Origin of the sequence: Vibrio sp. PBL-C16, from assembly GCF_034321865.1 — a bacterium.
Lineage (GTDB): Bacteria > Pseudomonadota > Gammaproteobacteria > Enterobacterales > Vibrionaceae > Vibrio > Vibrio alginolyticus.
Map to the genome: position 1 here is coordinate 2,310,736 of NZ_JAXLNY010000002.1, position 19,955 is coordinate 2,330,690.

General features: G+C 44.8%; 17 protein-coding genes and 1 tRNA gene. 7 read left to right on the forward strand and 11 right to left on the reverse strand.

Annotated features, from left to right (window positions below; genetic code table 11):
• The first annotated feature begins 293 nt into the window (after positions 1–293).
• Together UQW94_RS18800 and UQW94_RS18805 are read left to right on the forward strand one after the other, a co-directional pair.
• Complete coding sequence (locus UQW94_RS18800) at positions 294–2,990, forward strand: copper-translocating P-type ATPase (protein WP_322142482.1); 2,697 nt, start codon at positions 294–296, stop codon at positions 2,988–2,990.
• A gap of 21 nt (positions 2,991–3,011) precedes the next feature.
• On the forward strand, positions 3,012–3,461 hold the full coding sequence (locus UQW94_RS18805) for a DUF411 domain-containing protein (protein ID WP_005382005.1): 450 nt from the start codon (positions 3,012–3,014) through the stop codon (positions 3,459–3,461).
• Positions 3,462–3,526: 65 nt separating this feature from the next.
• On the opposite strand, the gene UQW94_RS18810 is transcribed toward UQW94_RS18805, so the two are convergent.
• Entirely contained in the window at positions 3,527–4,219 is a 693-nt protein-coding gene (locus UQW94_RS18810) for an oligogalacturonate-specific porin KdgM family protein (RefSeq protein ID WP_017819981.1), read from the reverse strand.
• A gap of 439 nt (positions 4,220–4,658) precedes the next feature.
• A complete protein-coding gene (locus UQW94_RS18815; RefSeq protein WP_322142483.1) occupies positions 4,659–7,310 on the reverse strand; it encodes a beta-N-acetylhexosaminidase in 2,652 nt (883 codons plus the stop codon).
• A 494-nt stretch (positions 7,311–7,804) separates the two neighbouring features.
• Between UQW94_RS18815 and UQW94_RS18820 the strand changes: the two genes are divergently transcribed.
• Both UQW94_RS18820 and UQW94_RS18825 read left to right on the forward strand, forming a co-directional pair.
• Positions 7,805–8,677, forward strand: coding sequence for a TraB/GumN family protein (locus UQW94_RS18820; RefSeq protein WP_213901877.1), 873 nt, complete (start codon positions 7,805–7,807; stop codon positions 8,675–8,677).
• Positions 8,678–8,828: 151 nt separating this feature from the next.
• Positions 8,829–9,212, forward strand: coding sequence for a hypothetical protein (locus UQW94_RS18825; protein WP_005384085.1), 384 nt, complete (start codon positions 8,829–8,831; stop codon positions 9,210–9,212).
• Between the two features lie 321 nt (positions 9,213–9,533).
• Here UQW94_RS18825 and UQW94_RS18830 read toward each other — a convergent pair.
• Positions 9,534–9,610, reverse strand: a tRNA-Pro gene (locus UQW94_RS18830).
• 259 nt (positions 9,611–9,869) lie between these two features.
• Between UQW94_RS18830 and UQW94_RS18835 the strand changes: the two genes are divergently transcribed.
• The 3 genes from UQW94_RS18835 to rluF all read left to right on the forward strand — a co-directional run bounded on the left by UQW94_RS18835 (position 9,870) and on the right by rluF (position 11,976).
• Positions 9,870–10,010, forward strand: a complete 141-nt coding sequence (locus UQW94_RS18835) for a DUF3149 domain-containing protein (RefSeq protein ID WP_005382236.1) — start codon at positions 9,870–9,872, stop codon at positions 10,008–10,010.
• Between the two features lie 132 nt (positions 10,011–10,142).
• Positions 10,143–10,724 carry a DNA endonuclease SmrA gene (gene smrA / locus UQW94_RS18840; protein WP_322142484.1) on the forward strand — a complete coding sequence of 194 codons (582 nt, stop codon included), beginning with the start codon at positions 10,143–10,145 and terminating at the stop codon, positions 10,722–10,724.
• 94 nt (positions 10,725–10,818) lie between these two features.
• Positions 10,819–11,976 carry a 23S rRNA pseudouridine(2604) synthase RluF gene (rluF, locus tag UQW94_RS18845; protein WP_064377052.1) on the forward strand — a complete coding sequence of 386 codons (1,158 nt, stop codon included), beginning with the start codon at positions 10,819–10,821 and terminating at the stop codon, positions 11,974–11,976.
• A gap of 64 nt (positions 11,977–12,040) precedes the next feature.
• On the opposite strand, the gene ybaK is transcribed toward rluF, so the two are convergent.
• The 8 genes from ybaK to hemA form a co-directional block, all read right to left on the reverse strand.
• Positions 12,041–12,514: a Cys-tRNA(Pro) deacylase gene (ybaK, locus tag UQW94_RS18850; protein ID WP_154204786.1), complete on the reverse strand. Its 474-nt coding sequence runs from the start codon at positions 12,512–12,514 to the stop codon at positions 12,041–12,043.
• A gap of 102 nt (positions 12,515–12,616) precedes the next feature.
• The gene (gene ushA, locus UQW94_RS18855) at positions 12,617–14,299 is read right to left on the reverse strand and encodes a bifunctional UDP-sugar hydrolase/5'-nucleotidase UshA (protein WP_322142485.1); all 1,683 of its coding nucleotides are present in this window, start codon (positions 14,297–14,299) and stop codon (positions 12,617–12,619) included.
• Positions 14,300–14,519: 220 nt separating this feature from the next.
• Positions 14,520–15,371, reverse strand: a complete 852-nt coding sequence (gene kdsA, locus UQW94_RS18860) for a 3-deoxy-8-phosphooctulonate synthase (protein WP_005384095.1) — start codon at positions 15,369–15,371, stop codon at positions 14,520–14,522.
• A gap of 53 nt (positions 15,372–15,424) precedes the next feature.
• On the reverse strand, positions 15,425–16,234 hold the full coding sequence (locus UQW94_RS18865) for a SirB1 family protein (RefSeq protein ID WP_005384098.1): 810 nt from the start codon (positions 16,232–16,234) through the stop codon (positions 15,425–15,427).
• 5 nt (positions 16,235–16,239) lie between these two features.
• On the reverse strand, positions 16,240–16,623 hold the full coding sequence (locus UQW94_RS18870) for a SirB2 family protein (RefSeq protein WP_005382225.1): 384 nt from the start codon (positions 16,621–16,623) through the stop codon (positions 16,240–16,242).
• A gap of 40 nt (positions 16,624–16,663) precedes the next feature.
• Positions 16,664–17,518, reverse strand: a complete 855-nt coding sequence (prmC, locus tag UQW94_RS18875; protein WP_017634841.1) for a peptide chain release factor N(5)-glutamine methyltransferase — start codon at positions 17,516–17,518, stop codon at positions 16,664–16,666.
• Positions 17,519–17,521: 3 nt separating this feature from the next.
• Positions 17,522–18,610, reverse strand: coding sequence for a peptide chain release factor 1 (prfA, locus tag UQW94_RS18880; RefSeq protein WP_005382222.1), 1,089 nt, complete (start codon positions 18,608–18,610; stop codon positions 17,522–17,524).
• A gap of 29 nt (positions 18,611–18,639) precedes the next feature.
• Positions 18,640–19,896 (reverse strand): glutamyl-tRNA reductase, encoded by a 1,257-nt coding sequence (gene hemA / locus UQW94_RS18885; protein ID WP_213911232.1) that lies wholly within the window; start codon positions 19,894–19,896, stop codon positions 18,640–18,642.
• Between the last annotated feature and the right edge of the window lie 59 nt (positions 19,897–19,955).

The following is a 19,955-nucleotide window of genomic DNA, read 5'->3' on the forward strand; positions in this document are numbered from 1 at the left end:
CAATCACTTATCATCAAAAATAAAAAATAAAAAACGTTAAAAGTACGTTTTGACACTGAACTGACATTGAGAGCATCTAAAAAACGTGAGCGACTTCATTCATCTTTTAGGTGTTTTAACGGAACTTTATATTCAAAGAGAAAAAACCTTGAGATCACTCGCAAGTAAAATGACCGTGCACTTGTGGGATTCGAGAGATTTTGACGAAATTGTTGTGAGTAGCAAATGGGTATTGACCTTACCCTTGCAGGAAGGTTTAAGCTCATAGCATCACTACTATTGAGGTGCAGATTATGTATCAGTTAGTTATACCTTTATCAGGGCTCAACTGCATGGGCTGTGCGAGAAAAGTTGAGAATGCTTTACATGCGAATCACGATGTGGAGATCCTCAATTTGTCCCCGACGCAAATAGAGGTCAAAACCGAGTCTTCTCTTAAAGAGCTCGTCTCGTCGATTGAATCTCTTGGTTACCAAGCAGGAAATCACTACGAACTAAACCTTTCAGGCTTAAGCTGTGGCGGCTGCGTCAAAAAACTTTCATCTTTATTAGAATCTAATCAAGACGTTATTTCTTTTGAGGCTTCAACAACGCACTTAGAGATTCGTACCCTCCTCTCCGAGCAACAAGTGATCGACTTAATAGCAACACTCGGCTATACCGCCAACCTTGATTCTGTCGAAGTAGAGAACGAAAGCTCACCAGAGACCGAACAGGTAGAAAAGCAAAGCAATATTAAAGATACGCAGGTGCCACCAGCGAGTATTCAATTGCAAATGCTGATTCAAGGCATGACGTGTGCGAGTTGCGTCTCTTCAGTAGAGAAAGCACTTACTAACGTAGAAGGCGTTGAGAAAGCACAGGTCAACCTCGCAGAACAAAGCGCACTAGTATTCGCAAGCCAAGACTCTGATGACCTCCTTAACGCAATTGTTGAATCGGTAAAACAAGCCGGTTACCAAGCAGAGATCCTACAAGACGCCGCAACCCAGCAAGAAAAGCAAGCGCAGCAACAACGTCAGCAACAAAAACGCTTTAAACTGGATGCTATTGCTGGCCTTGTCGTCGGTGCCCCCTTAATGATTTGGGGCGTTGCTGGCGGCAATATGATGATTCGCAACACCAACGACCAATTAGCTTGGGGCGCGATCGGTATCGTATGTTTACTCCTTCTTGCCACAGCAGGGAAACACTTCTTCAGTAACGCTTGGTTAGCGGCTACTCACAAGCGAGCCACCATGGACACGTTAGTCGCACTCGGTACTGGCGCAGCGTGGTTCTATTCGATGCTTGTGGTGATTTTCCCAGACTGGTTCCCTCTTGCTTCACGCCACGTGTACTTTGAAGCGAGTGCAATGATCATCGGCTTAATTTCTCTTGGTCACTATATAGAAGCAAAAGCCAAAGCAAACACAACACGCTCATTGCAAGCTCTGATTAACCTGCAACCTCAGCAAGCTACGGTAATCACGAAACAAGGCGATCAACAAATCGCGGTTGAGCAAATCACGTTAGGCATGAAACTGCGTATCAAACCAGGCGAGAAAGTGCCTGTTGATGGTGTTGTGATTCAAGGTGAATCATACATTGATGAGTCGATGCTCACTGGTGAACCAGTACCAGTATTAAAAGCGCAAGAGGCTCAAGTGTCTGCCGGGACATTAAATACCGATGGTGGATTAGTCATTGAGGCAACGGGCATTGGCGCAAATACCATGCTGGCTCGTATCATCCGCATGGTGCGCACAGCGCAAAGCAGTAAGCCAGCCATCGCGAAACTGGCAGACCAGATTTCATCGGTGTTTGTCCCTGTCGTTGTTGGCATAGCAATACTGGCCGCACTCGTTTGGTTTGCCGTTGGCCCAGAGCCAAAAGCGAGTTATATGCTGGTGGTCACCACAACCGTCCTGATCATCGCCTGCCCTTGCGCTCTAGGCTTAGCAACCCCGCTTTCTGTCACGGTGGGAGTGGGTAAAGCCGCAGAACTCGGCATTCTGATCAAAGACGCCGACGCCCTGCAATTGGCAAGCAAAGTCGACACGGTTGTGTTCGACAAAACTGGCACGCTTACCCAAGGTAAACCTAGCGTTCAGAAAGTGTTTACTCACGCCACCAGCCAAGAAGATCTATTGGCTTTAGCGTATGCGGCAGAGCGTCAGTCTGAGCACCCACTGGCAAAAGCGGTATGTGATTACGCCAAACGACACGACGCAAAAGACGTCTCATTAGACAAGTTTGAGAACGTTCGCGGACGCGGCATTTTGGCGACGTATCAAGATAAACCGCTGCTCATTGGTTCGCTTCAATTTATGCAAGCAGAGAACCTCGAGACTAGCGCACTAAAATCTGCCATCGATGAATGCGCAAAAAATGCGTGGACTCCGGTAGCTGTGGCATTGAACGGCGAACTGATCGGTCTGATCGCCATTGCCGACCCGATCAAATCAGATGCGAAACAAGCGCTCTCTGCATTAAAATCGCAAGGCATCAAAACGGTAATGCTGACGGGCGATAACCAACACGTTGCCAATGCTATCGGCCAAGAACTTGGTATTGATGAAGTGATTGCCCAAGTAATGCCAGATGAGAAAGCTCAGCACATTGAGCAACTTCAATCTCAAGGACATGTCGTGGCAATGGTGGGGGATGGCATTAACGACGCCCCTGCTCTCGCGTTATCCAACCTAGGTATTGCCATGGGTAGCGGCAGTGATGTCGCCATTGAAAGTTCGCAAATGACCATCCTGAACACGTCACCAATGGCGGTAGTACATGCGATTGAACTCTCTCGCGCTACACTTAAAAACATGAAGCAAAACCTATTTGGTGCCTTTGTTTACAACTCGTTGGGTATTCCAGTTGCCGCTGGCGTGCTTTACCCAGCGTTTGGATTTTTGCTCAGTCCTGTTGTCGCAGGAGCGGCAATGGCACTGTCTTCAATTACTGTCGTTAGTAATGCAAATCGACTACGACTGTTTTCAGTAAAATAACCACTTCTTTTTGAGGGTATTATGAAGTTGAAACTATTGACCTTTGCAATGCTTGCGACCGTGTCCGCCAACGTATTGGCAGCCGATGTCATTAACCATAAATCACCATACTGTGGCTGTTGTGGAGAATGGACAAAACACATGGAAGAGAACGGCTTTACGGTCGAAGAAAAATTGCACGATGACATGAACGCCATCAAACGCGATCTAGGCATCAAGAATGAACAGCTTTACTCTTGCCACACGGCAGAGATCAACGGCTATCTGTTTGAAGGTCACATTCCAGCCGAAGACATTAAAGCGTTTTTGAAAAATCCACCACGTAACGCAAAAGGCCTATCAGTACCGGGCATGCCAATGGGCTCCCCTGGTATGGAATATGGCGACAAAAAAGACAGCTACACCGTTTACGCCTTTAACGAAAAAGGCCAAGTGTTCGAATATAGCCACCACGAAGGCAACGACCAATAAAAACAAAGCCCAGCGAGATAAACCGCTGGGCTTTTTCTAAATGGACAGTTAAGACAAATATAAAATTAGAAGCCGTAAGAGGCACCAAATACAAAAGCGTTATTCACTAGGCTGTCACCACTCGCGTTTTCTGCACCGTGTGCTTGACTACGGAACTCAAAGTAAGGTTGAACACCTTTACGAGTCCACGTTGCACGAAGCTCGTGGTCCATGGTTTCCGCTTCAATCATGTAGACGTTGTTGTAGCTTAGCGTCACATCCTCATTCATCACGTAACCGATGCGGTTGTCCATGCGGTAATCTGTATCCGCATCTGCGTCTGTCGCATCAATGTGCGCACGAGTACGGTTACTTAAGGAGATGCCGTTATCGAAGTTGTAACCGATCTTAACCAGTGGACGGTACTGTACATTCTCGCCAGCAGAGAACAGGTGTTGGTAACCAGCGGCAACCCATAAATGATCGGTAATATTAAATGACTGCTCACCACCCACAGTGATTGCTGGTGTTGTGTTACCTGCGCCACCGTTTTCTGTTTCCAGTTTACCCAACTGAATACCATCAAATTCGGTATAAACCGTAAAGCCGCCGAATTGGTTATCAAAAGTATGACCAGCTTCCAGTGTAGACGTAACGTCCGAACCATGAATTCGACCATCATCGTGGAATTGAACATTACCTGTTACGTAAGAAGAACCAGCAAAAGCATTAGAAGCGAAAGCGAGAGAAAGAGCACTCAGTGCAAAAATATTTTTCATAATTACTGCCTTTATTTATTCACGTTATGCGATAGTTTTAGAGGGCATCTCTTCCCTTTTATCGCAAACTTTGGAATGTGCCTCCTTGGCGTTCGCAATATTGTTTCAATTAATTCGCGATGGAAAATAAAACATTTTAAAAAGTGATCTTGTTCAAACCGAAGCTCAACAACCCTGATAAAAACATGGAAAATACAGGCACTTATCGTATTTTTATAAAATTATTCAAAAAATAGAAGTGTGATCGTAAACAGATAATTTATTGACATTTAGCAGATTAAGTCGATCCAGTTCACAATAACCTTGACCATTACAACCCAAAACTTATTTATCAATGAAAAATAATTAGACATCGATCACGCTTAATTTCCTCAAAAAATAAAGAAAGCCCCAACATGATGTTGAGGCTTTGCCAAAAAATTAACTTACAAGAATTGAGTTATTTCACGCTGGTCACTCGACTTGCTTTCTCACCGGTTGCTGACACGGAACGGATAAACACTTCACCTTTCACATTTGGACGAGCATTATCTGCGTAAGTTAGCCAGTTCTTGCCGTCTAGAGAGTATTGAAGCTTCACCCCTGGGAACTGAACGTTCATTGCTAGCTTGCCATCTTCTACTTTCGCACCTGGTACAGGCAGGCGGTAGTCGATACCTGATTTTTCTAGCTTAGCCAGTTCACGTTGGCCAAGTACGTTCGCAAAGCGGTTGTAGTCTTGGTTTAGCGCGGCTTTGTCTACTAGGTTAGAGTTTTGCGAGTATTCAACACCCACTTTGTAGTCGTTTTCCCAATCAGCACGGTGCCATGCACGCTCAGCGGCTGCTAGTACGCGAGGGAATACCATGTACTCGTATTGCTCGTCGTTACGTACTGTCTCAGACCACAGCTGTGCTGATAGACCATAGAAAGGTTTCGCTTCGATTTCACCTTTACCAGTGAAGCCGTTACCATCGCGGTCTACAGAGGTTTCTGCGTTCTGAGGCATGTTCTCTGGTGCAAAACCAAACATCTTACGAGTATCTGTTGCACGCGTCGCCCAGTAGTAACCACGCTCTTTCGGGTCAACTTCGTACGGCATGTCCATGTATACGTAGTCTGGGTTAGAAACGATAACGTCGTAACCTTTCTTAGACCATTCGTACACTGATGATGTGCCACCCCAGTAAAGAACGTCCCAGAAGTTAACACGCGTGTTTTCTGTTGCGAACGCTTTCTCACCTTCACTGTACTTAAGGCCATCTTGCCAAGCTTGGAAGTTTGGAATGCCTTTCTCTGCCACCATCTTCGACACTTCTTCTGCAAAGTGGCTTGGTAGATGAGCAAAATCGCTTACCGTACCGTCTGCAATTAGCGTCTGACATTGTGGTGACTGTGCGAATGGCTTGTCTTGCTTAGACAAATCAATGTTACCCTTCCAGCTTACTTTGTCTTCTGCGTTGATGTCTTGCAGACCAGCGCCTAGCTTGATGTTCTTCGCTTCATCACCACCGAAGTGCCATGTTGTTAGCGGCGTGCCCGCTTCTTGGTGCATTGCTGCTACTTCTGAAATCACTTTATCAACAAAGCGAGTTGAAGATTCCATACATGGATTGATGAAGCTTTGCTTGTTGTAGAACTGAACCGTCGTTACGTTCGATGTATCTTGAGGATCCATCAGGCGGAACTCGTTCGCTTCTGCTTCTTTACCTTCTTCCATTAGGCGGTCGTAACGTGCTTCCATTGATACCACTGCTGCACGAGAGTGCGCTGGCATATCGATTTCAGGAATCACTTCGATGTTACGCGCTTTCGCGTACTTCAAGATGTCCACGTAGTCTGCTTTGCTGAAGAAGCCAGAACCAAAGTTGTCTGTCGTTGCACCTGAGCCAAGCTGAGGCAGTAAACAGCTTTTCTCTTCCAAATCGAAACAACGGTTAGCACCCACTTCAGTCAGCTCAGGCAGACCCGGGATTTCTAAACGCCAGCCTTCATCATCCGTTAGGTGAAGGTGTAGTTTGTTCATCTTGTACGCTGCCATTTGGTCAAGCGTTGCAAGGATTGCGTCTTTAGAGTGGAAGTTACGAGCCACGTCCACCATCACACCACGGTAATCAAAACGCGGCGCATCTTTAATAGACAGTTGTGGTAGAGAATCAGCATTTTGGCTATCTACCAGGCCAAAGATAGATTGTACTGCGTAGAAAGCACCTGCTTGGTCAAACGCTTTAATCGCAATACCGTCGCCTTTGATGCTCATTTCGTAAGCACCAGATTTTGCCAATTCACCGGTGAAGTCTGCAGGAACAACAGTGATGCTTACAGGAAGATCACCACGAACATCCACACCTACCACTTCTGCACGATCTTGAATTGCTGCGAATTGAGTCGCATCGAATGCGTCTTTAGGCAGCGCAATACCGGCCGCGATATCTACCGTACCGTTACCTGCTTCAACAGACAGTGGCGTTGGTAGTAACGTGGTTGATACGTCTTGTTTTGCTAGGTCTTCGTTCTTCTCGAAACGAGACACAGCGTTTGCAAATACGTTGTTGTCATCTGGCGTACGTTTTAGGTTGTTACCCTCAAGGCCAGTCACGAAAGATGCAACGTCTTCTGTGTTAAGAGAAGCGATCATCTTAGGCTCTGCATTTGGTGCAGCAACGAAAGCGCCTGGCATGAAGTCAGTTTCAAATAGCTGCCAGTATTCAGCAACAAGAGGAAGCACAACCTCTTCACCCGCAGCAAACCCATCAAACTTATCTGTTGGTTCTAGTTTGTGTAGATCACCCGTTACGCGAGAGATTTTGAACTGTTCGTTTTCAACATCCAGAATCAGACGAATGCTGTGGAAGTAAATAGCCCAATCTTTTGAGTCAACCGCTTCACCTTGGTTAACCAGCGTCATGTTTACCTTGTTACAAGACGCCCACTCAGCCCCTAAGTCCTGACAAGCAAGACCTTCGTTTGCACCGTGGTTAGTCAACACTTGGTATTGAATATCAAGATTATTAGCCAACGAATTTACAACTTGTTGTTCAGAGCTTTTCAGCGCAGAGCAACCTGCTAATGTAGTGATAACAGAAACAGCAATCAGACTAGGTTTAAACATCTTACTTCCCCAAAAAAGTCAGTGGTTCAAAACGACAATGATAAAAATCTCGGCCCCTCAAATGCGAGGTACCTAACCGTTACATTCAACATACAACCTGTTATTTCTAAGCGTAAAATAAATAGAAATAGGAAGTGATCCAGTTCAAAAAATGACACTCAGCAAAAACAATAAAAACCTAATTTTCATGGAGTTACAATACACGTCAAAATCGAACAACTTGTTTTGACGAGTTTGCTGCGATCTAGGTCACTTATATTCATGAGTTACGACTGATTTTGTAAGATTTGGATCACGCCTAATTATTTTGTGAACCATTAGTAAGCGAATTACCTATTTACCTTTCGTGAAGTGACTCTCATTTATTCGTCGTCAAAACTCGTCAATATTTTTAGAAATGACGATTTTGTCGAATACACCACTGGAGAAATTGCACTTAACCTCACGCTATTTTGCGTATAAAGTTTAAAGGTATCTTATCTGAGGGCCACTCTATGTTTCGTCTCTTGACGCTCATATCATCTCTACTTGTTACTTTGACTCCTTTTTCCTCTTATGCAGAGCCACAGCATTGGTTAGCGAAAAAAGGGGAAACCGAACTTATGATTATTGGCTCGGTACATGTGGGGGATAAAACGATGTACCCACTCCCTAGAACGGTCATCCAGCACTTAAGCCAAAGCGCAGGGTTGATTATTGAAGCAGACGTCAGGAATTCTGAAGGCTTGGTTTACCCACAAACAACCATTCTTTCTAAAGATGTTTTAGACAGAGCTCAACGTCGCCACTTAATTGAAATTGCCCAAGATTTAGGTTTGCCAGAAACTCAACTCCTAAATTCCCCACCTTGGATGGCTGCATTCACCATCCAACTCGCTTTAGTCAACAAACTGGGGTATGTCTCTGATAAAGGGGTCGACATGCACTTAATAGGACTCGCTGATAAAAAGCAAATCCCGGTCATTCCACTGGAGTCCGTGCAATTCCAAATCGATTTAATCGCAGGTCAATCAGAAGGCGGTAAAGAGATACTTCTCTCGTCAATTGAAGAATATGATGGCGGAGAAGAGTTGGTTCAATGCTTGATAGAGAGTTGGAAGAGCGGTGATGGTAGCATGTTGGTCGAAGCCTCTTTGACCGATCATACAACAGAAGAGTTTAACCAAGCCTTTTTATACGAGCGTAATCGAGATTGGGCTAAAAAACTCGACACTGGCAGTGTTCTACCTCAGCAAGCGGGTCGTTACACCGTTGTTGTTGGTGGCTTGCATTTAGTAGGTAAAGATAACCTGATTGAACTGCTTAAAAATCGGGGTTTTAACATCAAACCACTGGGTAAGACGCGCCAAGCAAATTGTGATATCTAGTGATTGTTTGAAAAATGCCATTTAAATACAATTATTTAAATACAACCATTTAAAATTCATTCAAACTTTCTTATAAATCGCCGTTAAGCTAAGTGGATACAAAACAACTCATATGAAATTTAAATATTTATTCCTATACACGATTGGAATTATGCTCACTTCTTCGCTGTCTTATGCTAAACCGCCATGCAACGTAGAAGCTTTTCAAGCTATTGATATAACTCCGGAAGTAAAAGGCGGTGTTTTAGATAAAGAGAGTGGTCAATTTCTTATTACCGAAAAACCAATGATGCGTTGCGCGAACATCACGTTTTCAACAGCCCACACTCGAAATCGCGTTGCACATATGATGAACCAAGGCTTTGAAGCGGTTTACTATGATGGAAATACAAGCAAATCTCACTCAGTAACGTTTGATGAAGACGATTTAAAAGCGGGTTACGTCAAGATTGGTCCAAATCACCCAAAGACCGCTTATGTCTGCTTCACTACTTCTGAAACTCCTATCAATACTATCTCGTGTGACATCAAGTAATAAATTTACTCACTCTAAAAAATGAAAAGGCCCTACATTTCTGTAGAGCCTTCCTCTCAATACGTGTCGGTGAAGTGCCATATTCGAACATCAGGCGAACCCCAATTTGATTCGATACTATTGAAGTCTAAAATTACTAGCGCTAAAAACGACGAAAGCCTGCTCATTGAGCAGGCTTTCTAAAAGTGGTCGGTGAAGTAGGGATTCGACGCGACCGAGCTTCCAGAGGCCTGGCATTCCAGACCCCGATCCTCTGGTTCCAAATAAATATCACCAAATACGAAAAAGGCTCTACATTTCTGTAGAGCCTTTTTCTCAATATGGTCGGTGAAGAGGGATTCGAACCCCCGACCCTCTGGTCCCAAACCAGATGCGCTACCAAGCTGCGCTATTCACCGATATGTTTAACTGAGGAATTGTCCCCGTCAACGAGTGCGTATATTACGGATTCTGAACTGTGGCGCAAGTGCTTTTTACAAAAAAACCTTAGGTCTTAATTCGTTTGATGAATAACTGAACACTAGCACGTAAAATGTGACTGATAACTCACAACAAAATACAGTTTATTAACCTTAGCAACATAATTGATCCAGATCAGTGTGCAACAAGACACCGCCATTTAGTTTATTCCTGTCGGGAACATCTTGGAGGAAACGTATGGACTTTTGGCTTGATCTCCTATTTGGTAATGCAGTGGGTCTATCGTCAATGATAGTAATTTTTGGGGCAATTGGTCTGATGTTATTTTACGGCGGTTTCTTCATATACAAGATCATGAACGACAAATCTCCTCACTAGATCTCGCTTAGCTCTAGAAACGCTTTGCACCGGAGTCGGTTACTTGCCTACTCCGGTTTTTTATTTGATCTCAATGCACCACTCATTGATATAATCCTATTATTCTTCCCTGTTCTTAATGAGATTACTGCTATGTCTCACGACGACGATTTTGATCTATTTCAACAGATGATGGGCGATGTAAAGCCAATCACTCAAGACACCACCGAACACAAAAAAGTACACCAAGTAACAGAAGCACAGCTCGCAAAACGCGAAGCAGCAATCTGGTTAACGGAAGATGACCCAGAATACCTATCACTTGATCACGCTGAAATGCTCAAGCCAGAGGACTTTGTTGAGTTCAAACGTGATGGTGTACAGGACGGGGTTTACCGCAAACTTCGCCTTGGTAAGTATCCAATCCAAGCTCGCTTGGATTTGCACCGTAAAACATTGAAAGAAGCACGTAATGAAGTCGTAAAGTTTTTAAAACAGTGCCTATCAATGGACATACGAACGGTCGTTATCGTCCATGGTCGAGGAGAACGCTCAAATCCACCTGCAATGATGAAAAGCTTTGTTAGCAGTTGGCTACGACAAATAAAGGAAGTCCAATGCATCCATAGTGCGCAACGCTTTCACGGTGGAACTGGAGCCGTTTACGTCCTACTTAGAAAAAGTGCGGAAAAGAAATTAGAAACCCGCGAACGTCACCAAAAACGGTTAGGCTAAATTTCACCCTAATGCTAGAATGCCCGCCCTTATTCTTCCTTCCCCTTAGAGGAAGGGAGCTTCATTCGCCGTTGTGAAACGTTAGGAGACAAAAATGTCACAAGACAACGCTAAACGATTAAATAAATTCATCAGTGAAACGGGGTTTTGCTCACGCCGTGAAGCAGACAGACTGATTGAGCAAGGCCGTGTCACCATTAATGGCAACAAACCTGAAATGGGGACAAAAGTGCTACCTGGTGATGATGTTTGTGTGGATGGTAAGCCAGTGGCAGCAAAAGAGAAGCCGATTTATATCGCTCTCAATAAACCAACAGGCATCACCTGTACAACTGAGAGAGACGTCCCTGGAAACATCGTTGATTTCATCGGCCACCAAAAACGTATCTTTCCGATCGGCCGCTTAGACAAACCCTCTGATGGTCTGATCTTTTTGACCAACGATGGCGACATCGTGAACAAAATCCTTCGCGCAGGCAACAGCCACGAAAAAGAGTACGTCGTACGCGTGGACAAGCCAATTACAGGCGAGTTTCTCAAACAGATGTCGAGTGGCGTTAAGATTCTCGACACAGTCACCCTACCTTGCAAGGTAACAAAAGAGACTAAATTCTCTTTCCGTATTGTGCTCACTCAAGGACTTAACCGTCAGATCCGTCGTATGTGTGAAGCGCTGGGCTATGAAGTATTCAAGCTGCGTCGCGTACGCATCATGAATATCTCTCTTGATGGTATTCCGAATGGGAAATGGCGTTATCTAAGTGACGAAGAAGTGGCAGAGATCCTAGCAATGTGTGAAGGCTCGGTAGGTACAGAAGAAGCATCAAAAACAGACTCTAGAGGTCGCAACATTCGTAAAGCGACCGACGCGAAGCTGTTTGATAGCCGAGAAGAAAACCAAGATTCTACTGCTCGTCGTAACCAGAAGACACGAACTTTCCGCGGTAACAATGCTGATGAATTCCGTCATGCACCAAACTCGAAAAAAGGTCAACAAAAGCGTCGTCAGCGTGATGATGAAGGCGGACGTCCAGCTAAAGAACATTACAAAGCGAAACCACAAGGTGAACGCAGTAGACCGCAAGGCGAGCATGGTAAATCACACCGTAAACCAGATGCATCGAGCAATACGCATTCAGCAAACAAGCCTCAATCACCGAGTAAGCCCAAGCAGCATTACATGAACCCAAATGCCGCGAAACCAAGTAAACCAGCTAAACGCACTGGTGGTACATTGAGTCTGAAGAAGTAACGCTTCACTGACAGGCAAGATCAAAAAAGGACGCTCATGAGCGTCCTTTTTATTTGTCATGAGTTTACAAACAAAGAGGTGCAAACTGACCGCGAGTTAAGCTCAGCAAATCTCTCGGGGCTAACTCAATTTCTAAACCACGTTTACCAGCACTCACACAGATTGTGTCTTGCTCTACTGCGCTTTCGTGCAAAAAAGTAGGTAAGGCTTTCTTCTGCCCTAGTGGGCTAATTCCACCAACGACATAACCTGTGGTCTTTTGCGCGATTTCCGGATCAGCCATATCGGCCTTTTTGCCCTTCGCTGCTTTCGCCGCCAGTTTTAGGTTCAGCTTTTGATCAACAGGGATAATCGCAACCGCAAGGTTCTTTGGCTCCCCGTTCAAGCAGAACAACAAGGTTTTAAATACTGTTTTCGGATCCTGTCCTAGCACTTCAGCAGCTTCTAAACCATAACTATCGGCTCTAGGATCGTGCTCATATTGATGGATGGTGTGTGGAATTTTTTTCTTTTTCGCAAGATTAATGGCCGGAGTCATCAAGATTCTCCTCATAAAAACAAAAAGCGCAGACTGAATTGGATCTGCGCTTTTAGTTAATGATATCAGCGAGTTTGAGTCAATCGCTTTTTCTCTGTTGGGTTACTGATCAATCGCCGTATCAACTAAATACGTGATTTCACCTGAAGGGGCATACTCATTAACATCAATAGGGCTGTGTGTTTCTAAATAATCCTTCAGAACCTCAGCATCGGTAAAACCTGTATTTACATACCCTGGATGATCGTCGATTTTAGGGTAACCATCTCCACCAGCAGCATTATAGCTTGGTACTGTAAAGCGGTAATTACCATCTAAGCGAAGTTGCTTATTACCAATAAACACATTGGTTACCTCACCATTATTGATACTCATCGCAATGCCGGCAAACTGTGCATAAGCACCAGAGTCAACAGGCTTAGTTGCAACGACATTTAGATAATCTAATACCTCTTTACCCGTCATATCAACGTAAGAAACCATATTGCCAAATGGCTGAACAGTGAGCACGTCTTTATAAGTAATATCACCCGCAGCAATCGAATCTCGAACACCACCAGAATTCATTACAGCAAAATCTGCTTTCGCACGTTCCATGTGAGCCGTTGCAATTAATCGGCCTAAGTTTGTTTGCTGGTAACGAACCACATTGCGGTCACCCTCAAGCTTACCGTTAGATTCTGCAATCTTCACGTTTAGCTTGCCCTGACCTTTCTCTTGATAAGGACGAAGAAACTCAAGCATCATTTCGTCTTGTTCAATCTCATCTTGGATCAAGACTCGTTGCGACTGACCATCAACTTTAATTTTCTTTTTCAAGTTTACAGGGATTAGATCGTAGCTCACCATCGAGAGTTCGCCATTACGAAACTCGTAATCGGCGCGTCCCACATATTTCCCCCACTCATGTGCCTGAACAATAAAGGTACCATTTTGTTTATCGGGCTGACATTCATCACCTGGTTTAAAGTTCTTTTTGATAACGTTTGGACCTTCCATGCACACAGGTTCTTGTGAGTGTCCTCCAACGATCATGTCGAGATCGCCGTCATTCAAATAACGAGCTAACGCCACATCGCCAGGAGCATTGATGCCTCTATTACCATTTTCATAGTGTCCCATATGCGTGACAGCAAAAATCAGATCTGGATACTCTGTCTCTTTCAGTTCTGCAATCAACTTCTTGGCTTCTTCTTTTGGGTCACGGAAGTCAATTTGTTCAATGAATTCAGGGTTGCCAAGTTTCGCTGTGTCTTCGGTTGTAAGACCAATGACCGCAATTTTAATGCCCTGCTTGTTAAACATCGCGTATGGTTGGAATAAACGCTTGCCAGTATTTTTATCGTAAATATTGGCAGACAACATCGGAAAGTTTGCCCACTCTTGCTGCTTGAATAGCACGTCCAATGGATTATCAAACTCATGATTACCTAGAGCCATCGCATCGTAACCAATTTTGCTCATGCCTTTAAAATCCGGCTCGGCATCTTGTAAATCAGACTCAGGTACTCCTGTGTTGATGTCACCACCAGAAAGCAATAACACGCTCCCCCCCTCAGCCTGTATTTCTTCGCGCAAATCATCGATTAACGTTTTACGCGCCGCCATGCCATATTCACCGTATCGATTTTGCCAAAAGCGACCATGATGATCGTTAGTGTGCAACACGGTCAATTTATAGGTTGTATCGGCATTCCATTCTGGTGCAGGTTGCGTAGCACACCCAGCTAACGAGGCCAAGATAGCGGCACTCAAAACAGTTTTGATCATCAGACGCTGATTCATTTATTTACCTTTTTCTTATTGGGATTACTGACGCACATTTTAGGAATTCGATCTATTTGAAAACCACGTGCACCCTAACACATTGATTTAATAATTATGATGCATTGTTTAGCAATAACAAATTCATCAGTAACAAGTTTGAGAATTTACAGTTTTTCAGATAAAAAAATAGCCAACACTCGGTTGGCTATAGTATTTGTTACCACCAGTCATCTGGCGTTTACTTGATATCGATATCTGCAAAGCTCTTGATTAGATCATCAAGCGATTTCATTTGTGCTAAGAATGGCTCTAACTTGTCTAGAGGCAGTGCAGATGGGCCATCACAACGCGCTTGGTCTGGGTTTGGGTGCGCTTCGATAAATAGACCTGCGATGCCTGTCGCTAGACCCGCTTTTGCAAGCTCAACTGTCTGCTCACGACGGCCGCCAGATGCTGCGCCTGATGGGTCACGCATTTGTAGCGAGTGCGTTACGTCAAAGATGATTGGGCTACCTTTTGAAGCATTTTTCATCACACCAAAACCAAGCATATCTACAACTAGGTTATCGTAACCGTGGCAAGAACCGCGCTCACATAGGATGATCTTGTCGTTACCGCATTCTGCGAACTTCTCAACGATGTTACCCACTTGACCAGGGCTCATAAATTGAGGTTTCTTCACGTTGATAACCGCACCTGTTTTGGCCATAGCTTCAACAAGGTCAGTTTGACGAGCTAGGAATGCAGGAAGCTGAATAACGTCTACCACGTCAGCGACAGGTTGAGCTTGCGCTTCAGTGTGAACGTCCGTGATGATCTTTACACCAAAAGTGTCTTTCAGCTCCTGAAAGATTTTCATACCTTCTTCCAGACCTGGACCACGGTATGAATGAACAGAACTGCGGTTTGCTTTGTCAAACGACGCCTTAAATACGTAAGGAATACCAAGTTTTTCCGTTACTTTTACGTAGTGCTCACAGATCTGCATCGCAAGATCACGAGACTCAAGAACGTTCATACCTGCAAATAGGGTGAATGGCTTGTCGTTAGCAACCTGAATGTCGCCGATATTAACGATTTTCTGTTCCATTTTGATTCTCTTTTTCTGTCCACGATACGCCACCGTTCGGCACATCGATAAAATTAGTGAAGTGTGACGTGCGTTTCACTCATCACATTAACTTGTGATTTTAGTAGCTCGGAAGCCGGATCGTCAGGGCATTGGTCAATAAAGTACTGAAAATCTGATACCGCTACTTGAGGGCACTCTAGCTGTTGGAAAATAAAACCACGGTCACGAATTTCGTATGGGTCATCTGGCACAAATGTTAGAGCAAGATTTGTACAACGTAATGCCAGCGTATAATGCTCTTCACGCAACATCGCACTTTTAATCAATGCCAACCAGCGACCAATAATTGTTGGGTTGTCAGCTTCCTCAAAATGTTCAGGCTTTAGCTGAGCTAACGGTCCTTCCTGGCCAATAAGCCAAGCTTGAAGAATCCTTTCACCTACATACTCACCATTAAATGGGTTGATGTAGTCTGGCTTCTTATGCATCCAATCGACTTTTAACAGGAACTGAGTAGGGAAAGTAACTCCCTTCAACGGGAACCCCAACTTTTTGCCTAGGTATAACAAAATCGAACCTAAGCTCACAGGAATACCTTTTCTGCGCTCCAACACTTTATCGATGAAGCTGTTGTCCGAAATAAAGTATTCCTGCTCGTCGCCTTTGAACCCCCACTCGTGGAAAAACAGTCGTAGGAATGCATCAAATCGTTGCTCTTCATCGGTTTCATGAACAAGCGTGGCTTCTGCATCTTTGTAAAGACGCTCTAACTCTTGTTTCGCCCAATGTACTTTGGTTTCTGGGTTAATCGCTTTGTTTAGCTCAAGCGCACCTTCCACCAACGGTATATTGTCAAAATCTTCGTCAAAAAACTCTAACATGACGTCTATCCAAATAACGTAGGGCTCTTAGACACAGCAATGTTTGCAGCCATGACCAACCAACCTAATGCGCCGAAAAAGCCAAATATCTTCAGTAGGTTGTTTTTCGCAAGTTTCAATGAGAAGAATCCAAGCGCAATGTACGCCAGTACGCAGGTGATTTTGTTTGTTAACCACGGTGCGGCATCGGTAAACGGGATGAAACCCGTAATGAAAATAAGCGCGATACCTGACACTAGCAATGCAGTATCAACGATGTGGGGAAACACTTTCAAAAAGCGATTATTTCGCTTCGGTGAGTTCATCATCATTAACACGAATCGGATCGATAGTAGCGTCGCGCTGAGAGCGATCGTCACTAAGTGTATGTGTTTTAGAGCTACGTACATTTTTCTTCTCTTTTTAGTTAGTGTTTGCTGACTTCCATGATTAACTGGCCAGACAACCAAGTGTTACTCGATCGTTACCGCCATAATCTTTTTCCGTAGCGACCTGTTGGTAACCAAAGCCACGCATTATCTCACGCACCGCCTCACCTTGATCATAACCATGTTCAAATGCCAGCCAACCGCCCACTTCAAGATACTGACGAGCAAGATCCGAGATATGACGAATATCAGCTAAGCCATTCTCTTTAGCAACTAATGCAGATTTTGGCTCAAAGCGCACATCGCCTTGGGATAAATGTGGATCTTTTTCATCAATATATGGCGGGTTGGAGACAATTAAAGCAAACTTCGTACCTTCTGTAATAGGCTCAAACCAACTGCCTTGAGCAAAGGTCACATTTTTGATGTTTAGCTGCTCAGCATTGTACTCTGCAAGTGCTTTCGCTTCTTGCTTAAGGTCTACGCCCATCACTTGACGCTTTGGCATTTCAGATGCAAGCGCGATGGCGATAGCTCCCGTCCCCGTTCCAAGATCTAAAATAGGCCCAGTCTGCTCGTAGGTCTTATCGAGTGCAACTTCGACCAAACGTTCTGTATCCGGTCTTGGGATCAAGGTAGAGGGAGAAACTTTGAATGGTAAAGACCAAAACTCTCGCTCACCAATAATATAAGCGACGGGTTCACCAGTTAAACGTCGTTCAAGTAGAGCGTCAAACTGAGATTTTTGCTCTGCTTCTAATGCTTTTTCTGGCCAGGTCAGCAGGTAAGTTCGTGGTTTGCCAAGGACATGGCAAAGGAGTACAGCTGCATCGAGAGAAGGCGACTCTTTGCCGCCTTCTGCCAGTTTCGCCGTCGCACTTTTCAGTGCTTGCTCAATCGATTGAACTTGGCTCATCGATTAGCCGTTCTCTGCGAGCGCCGCAAGTTGGTCTGCTTGGTGCTCTTGAATCACAGGATCAATCAAGCTCTGCAGGTCACCTTCCATCACTTCGTTCAAACGATAGATGGTCAGGTTGATACGGTGATCAGACACACGACCTTGTGGGTAGTTGTATGTACGAATACGGTCACTACGGTCACCAGAACCTAGAAGGTTACGACGTGTATCAGACACTTCTGCGGCACGACGCTCTTCTTCCGCTTGAACGATACGAGCAGCAAGAACCGCCATTGCTTTCGCTTTGTTCTTGTGCTGTGAACGCTCATCCTGACACTCTACTACCGTACCCGTTGGTAAGTGGGTAATACGAATTGCAGAATCCGTGGTGTTAACGTGCTGACCACCCGCGCCAGATGCACGGAACGTATCGATTTTCAGGTCTGCTGCTTTGATTTCAGGCAGATCCGCTTCAGGGATTTCCGCCATTACTGCTACTGTACAAGCAGAAGTATGCACACGGCCTTGAGATTCAGTTGCAGGAACACGCTGTACACGGTGACCGCCTGACTCAAATTTCAACACGCCGTATGCACCGTCGCCGCTTACTTTCGCGATCATCTCTTTGTAACCACCGTGCTCTGCCTCGTTTGAAGACATGACTTCGATGCGCCAGCCACGCTTTTCTGCGTACTTGCTGTACATACGGAATAGATCACCCGCGAAGATACCCGCTTCGTCGCCACCCGCACCTGCACGAATTTCTAGGAAACAGTTACGATCATCGTTCGGATCTTTTGGCAGAAGAAGAATCTGTAACTCATCAGTAAGACGCTCAATCGTCGCTTTCGCTTCTTTGATTTCTTCTTGCGCCATTTCACGCATTTCTTCGTCGTCTTCGTTTGCCATCTCTTCAGCGGCGACAAGATCTTCTTGTGCTTGTTGATAAGCTTGGAAGCACTTGGTTACTTCTTCTAGCTGAGAGTACTCTCTTGATAGAGCACGGAATTTGTCCTGATTTCCAATTACATCAGGATCACCAAGAAGATGTTGAACTTCTTCGTAACGTTCTACTAGCGTTTCTAGCTTAGTCAGAATAGAGGCTTTCATAGTGTCGTTTTCTTAATAAAAAGCGTGAGTTATAGATCATCCAAGCCAAGTGTTTGGCGGATAATCGTTAATTTTGCTGGTTCGCCTTGCTCTGCTGCACTTTGCAATGCGCGAGTTGGAGCGTGAATCAGTTTGTTGGTGAGTTTATTACTCAGCTCGCGCAGCACTTTCTCCGGATCTGCGCCTGCCGCTAAAGATTGCAAACTTTTGCTCAGTAACTCTTCACGAATTTCGTTGGCTGATTTGCGATAGTCGCGAATACTATCGACGGCTTGCAGTGAACGCAACCATGTCATAAATGCAGCGCTTTCTTCACTAACAATCGCTTCAGCTTGAATCGCTTCGACTTTACGCTGCTCAATGTTGCTGTCGATGATAGATTGCAAGTCATCAACAGAATACAGATATGCGTCGTTCAGTTCACCGACTTCCGACTCTACATCTCGCGGCACCGCAATATCGACTAACAAGATAGGTTGATGTCGGCGCTGCTTTAGAGCCGTTTCGACCATACCTTTGCCAATAATAGGCAATGGGCTCGCCGTTGAGCTAATCACAATGTCCGCTTTCGCCAAATGTTCAGGAATTTCGTTCAAACTGATCACTTCTGCGCCAAATTGCTCCGCTAAGCCTTGCGCGCGCTCTTTAGTGCGGTTCGCGACAATCATTTTTGTGCAACCGTTGGACGCTAAATGCTTCGCGACCAATTCAATCGTCTCACCCGCACCAACTAAAAGCACGGTTGAATCTGATAACGACTCAAAAATATGTTTTGCCAGTGTACATGCCGCATAAGCCACGGACACGGCATTACCACCAATATCTGTCTCTGTTCTTACCCGTTTGGCGACTGAGAACGTCTTTTGAAACAGTTTATCAATCGAGGCATCGACAGCTTGATGATCTCGCGAGTCAGAAAATGCTTGCTTTACCTGCCCCAAAATTTGAGGCTCACCCAACACCAGAGAGTCAAGACCGCACGATACGCGCATCAAATGCTTTATTGCAGCTTGTTCTTCATGAACATACAAACTCGGCATTAAATCTTCGCGGCTCACTTGATGAAATTGAGCAAGCCAATCGATCAACTTGTTTCGCGCTCCTTGCTTAACATCGCAGTACAACTCGGTTCGGTTACAGGTTGAAACAATCACACTGCCGTTAACCGCTTCGTGCTCTCTAAGTTGCTCGAGTGCAGGGCCGAGTTTATCCGGACCAAACGCCACCTTCTCTCGCAAGTCGACAGACGCTGTATTGTGATTAATTCCAATAGCAAGCAAGGACATCTAACGTGGTATCTCTGGGATAGGTTATAAAATAGGTCCAGAATTTTACTGTAAGCACG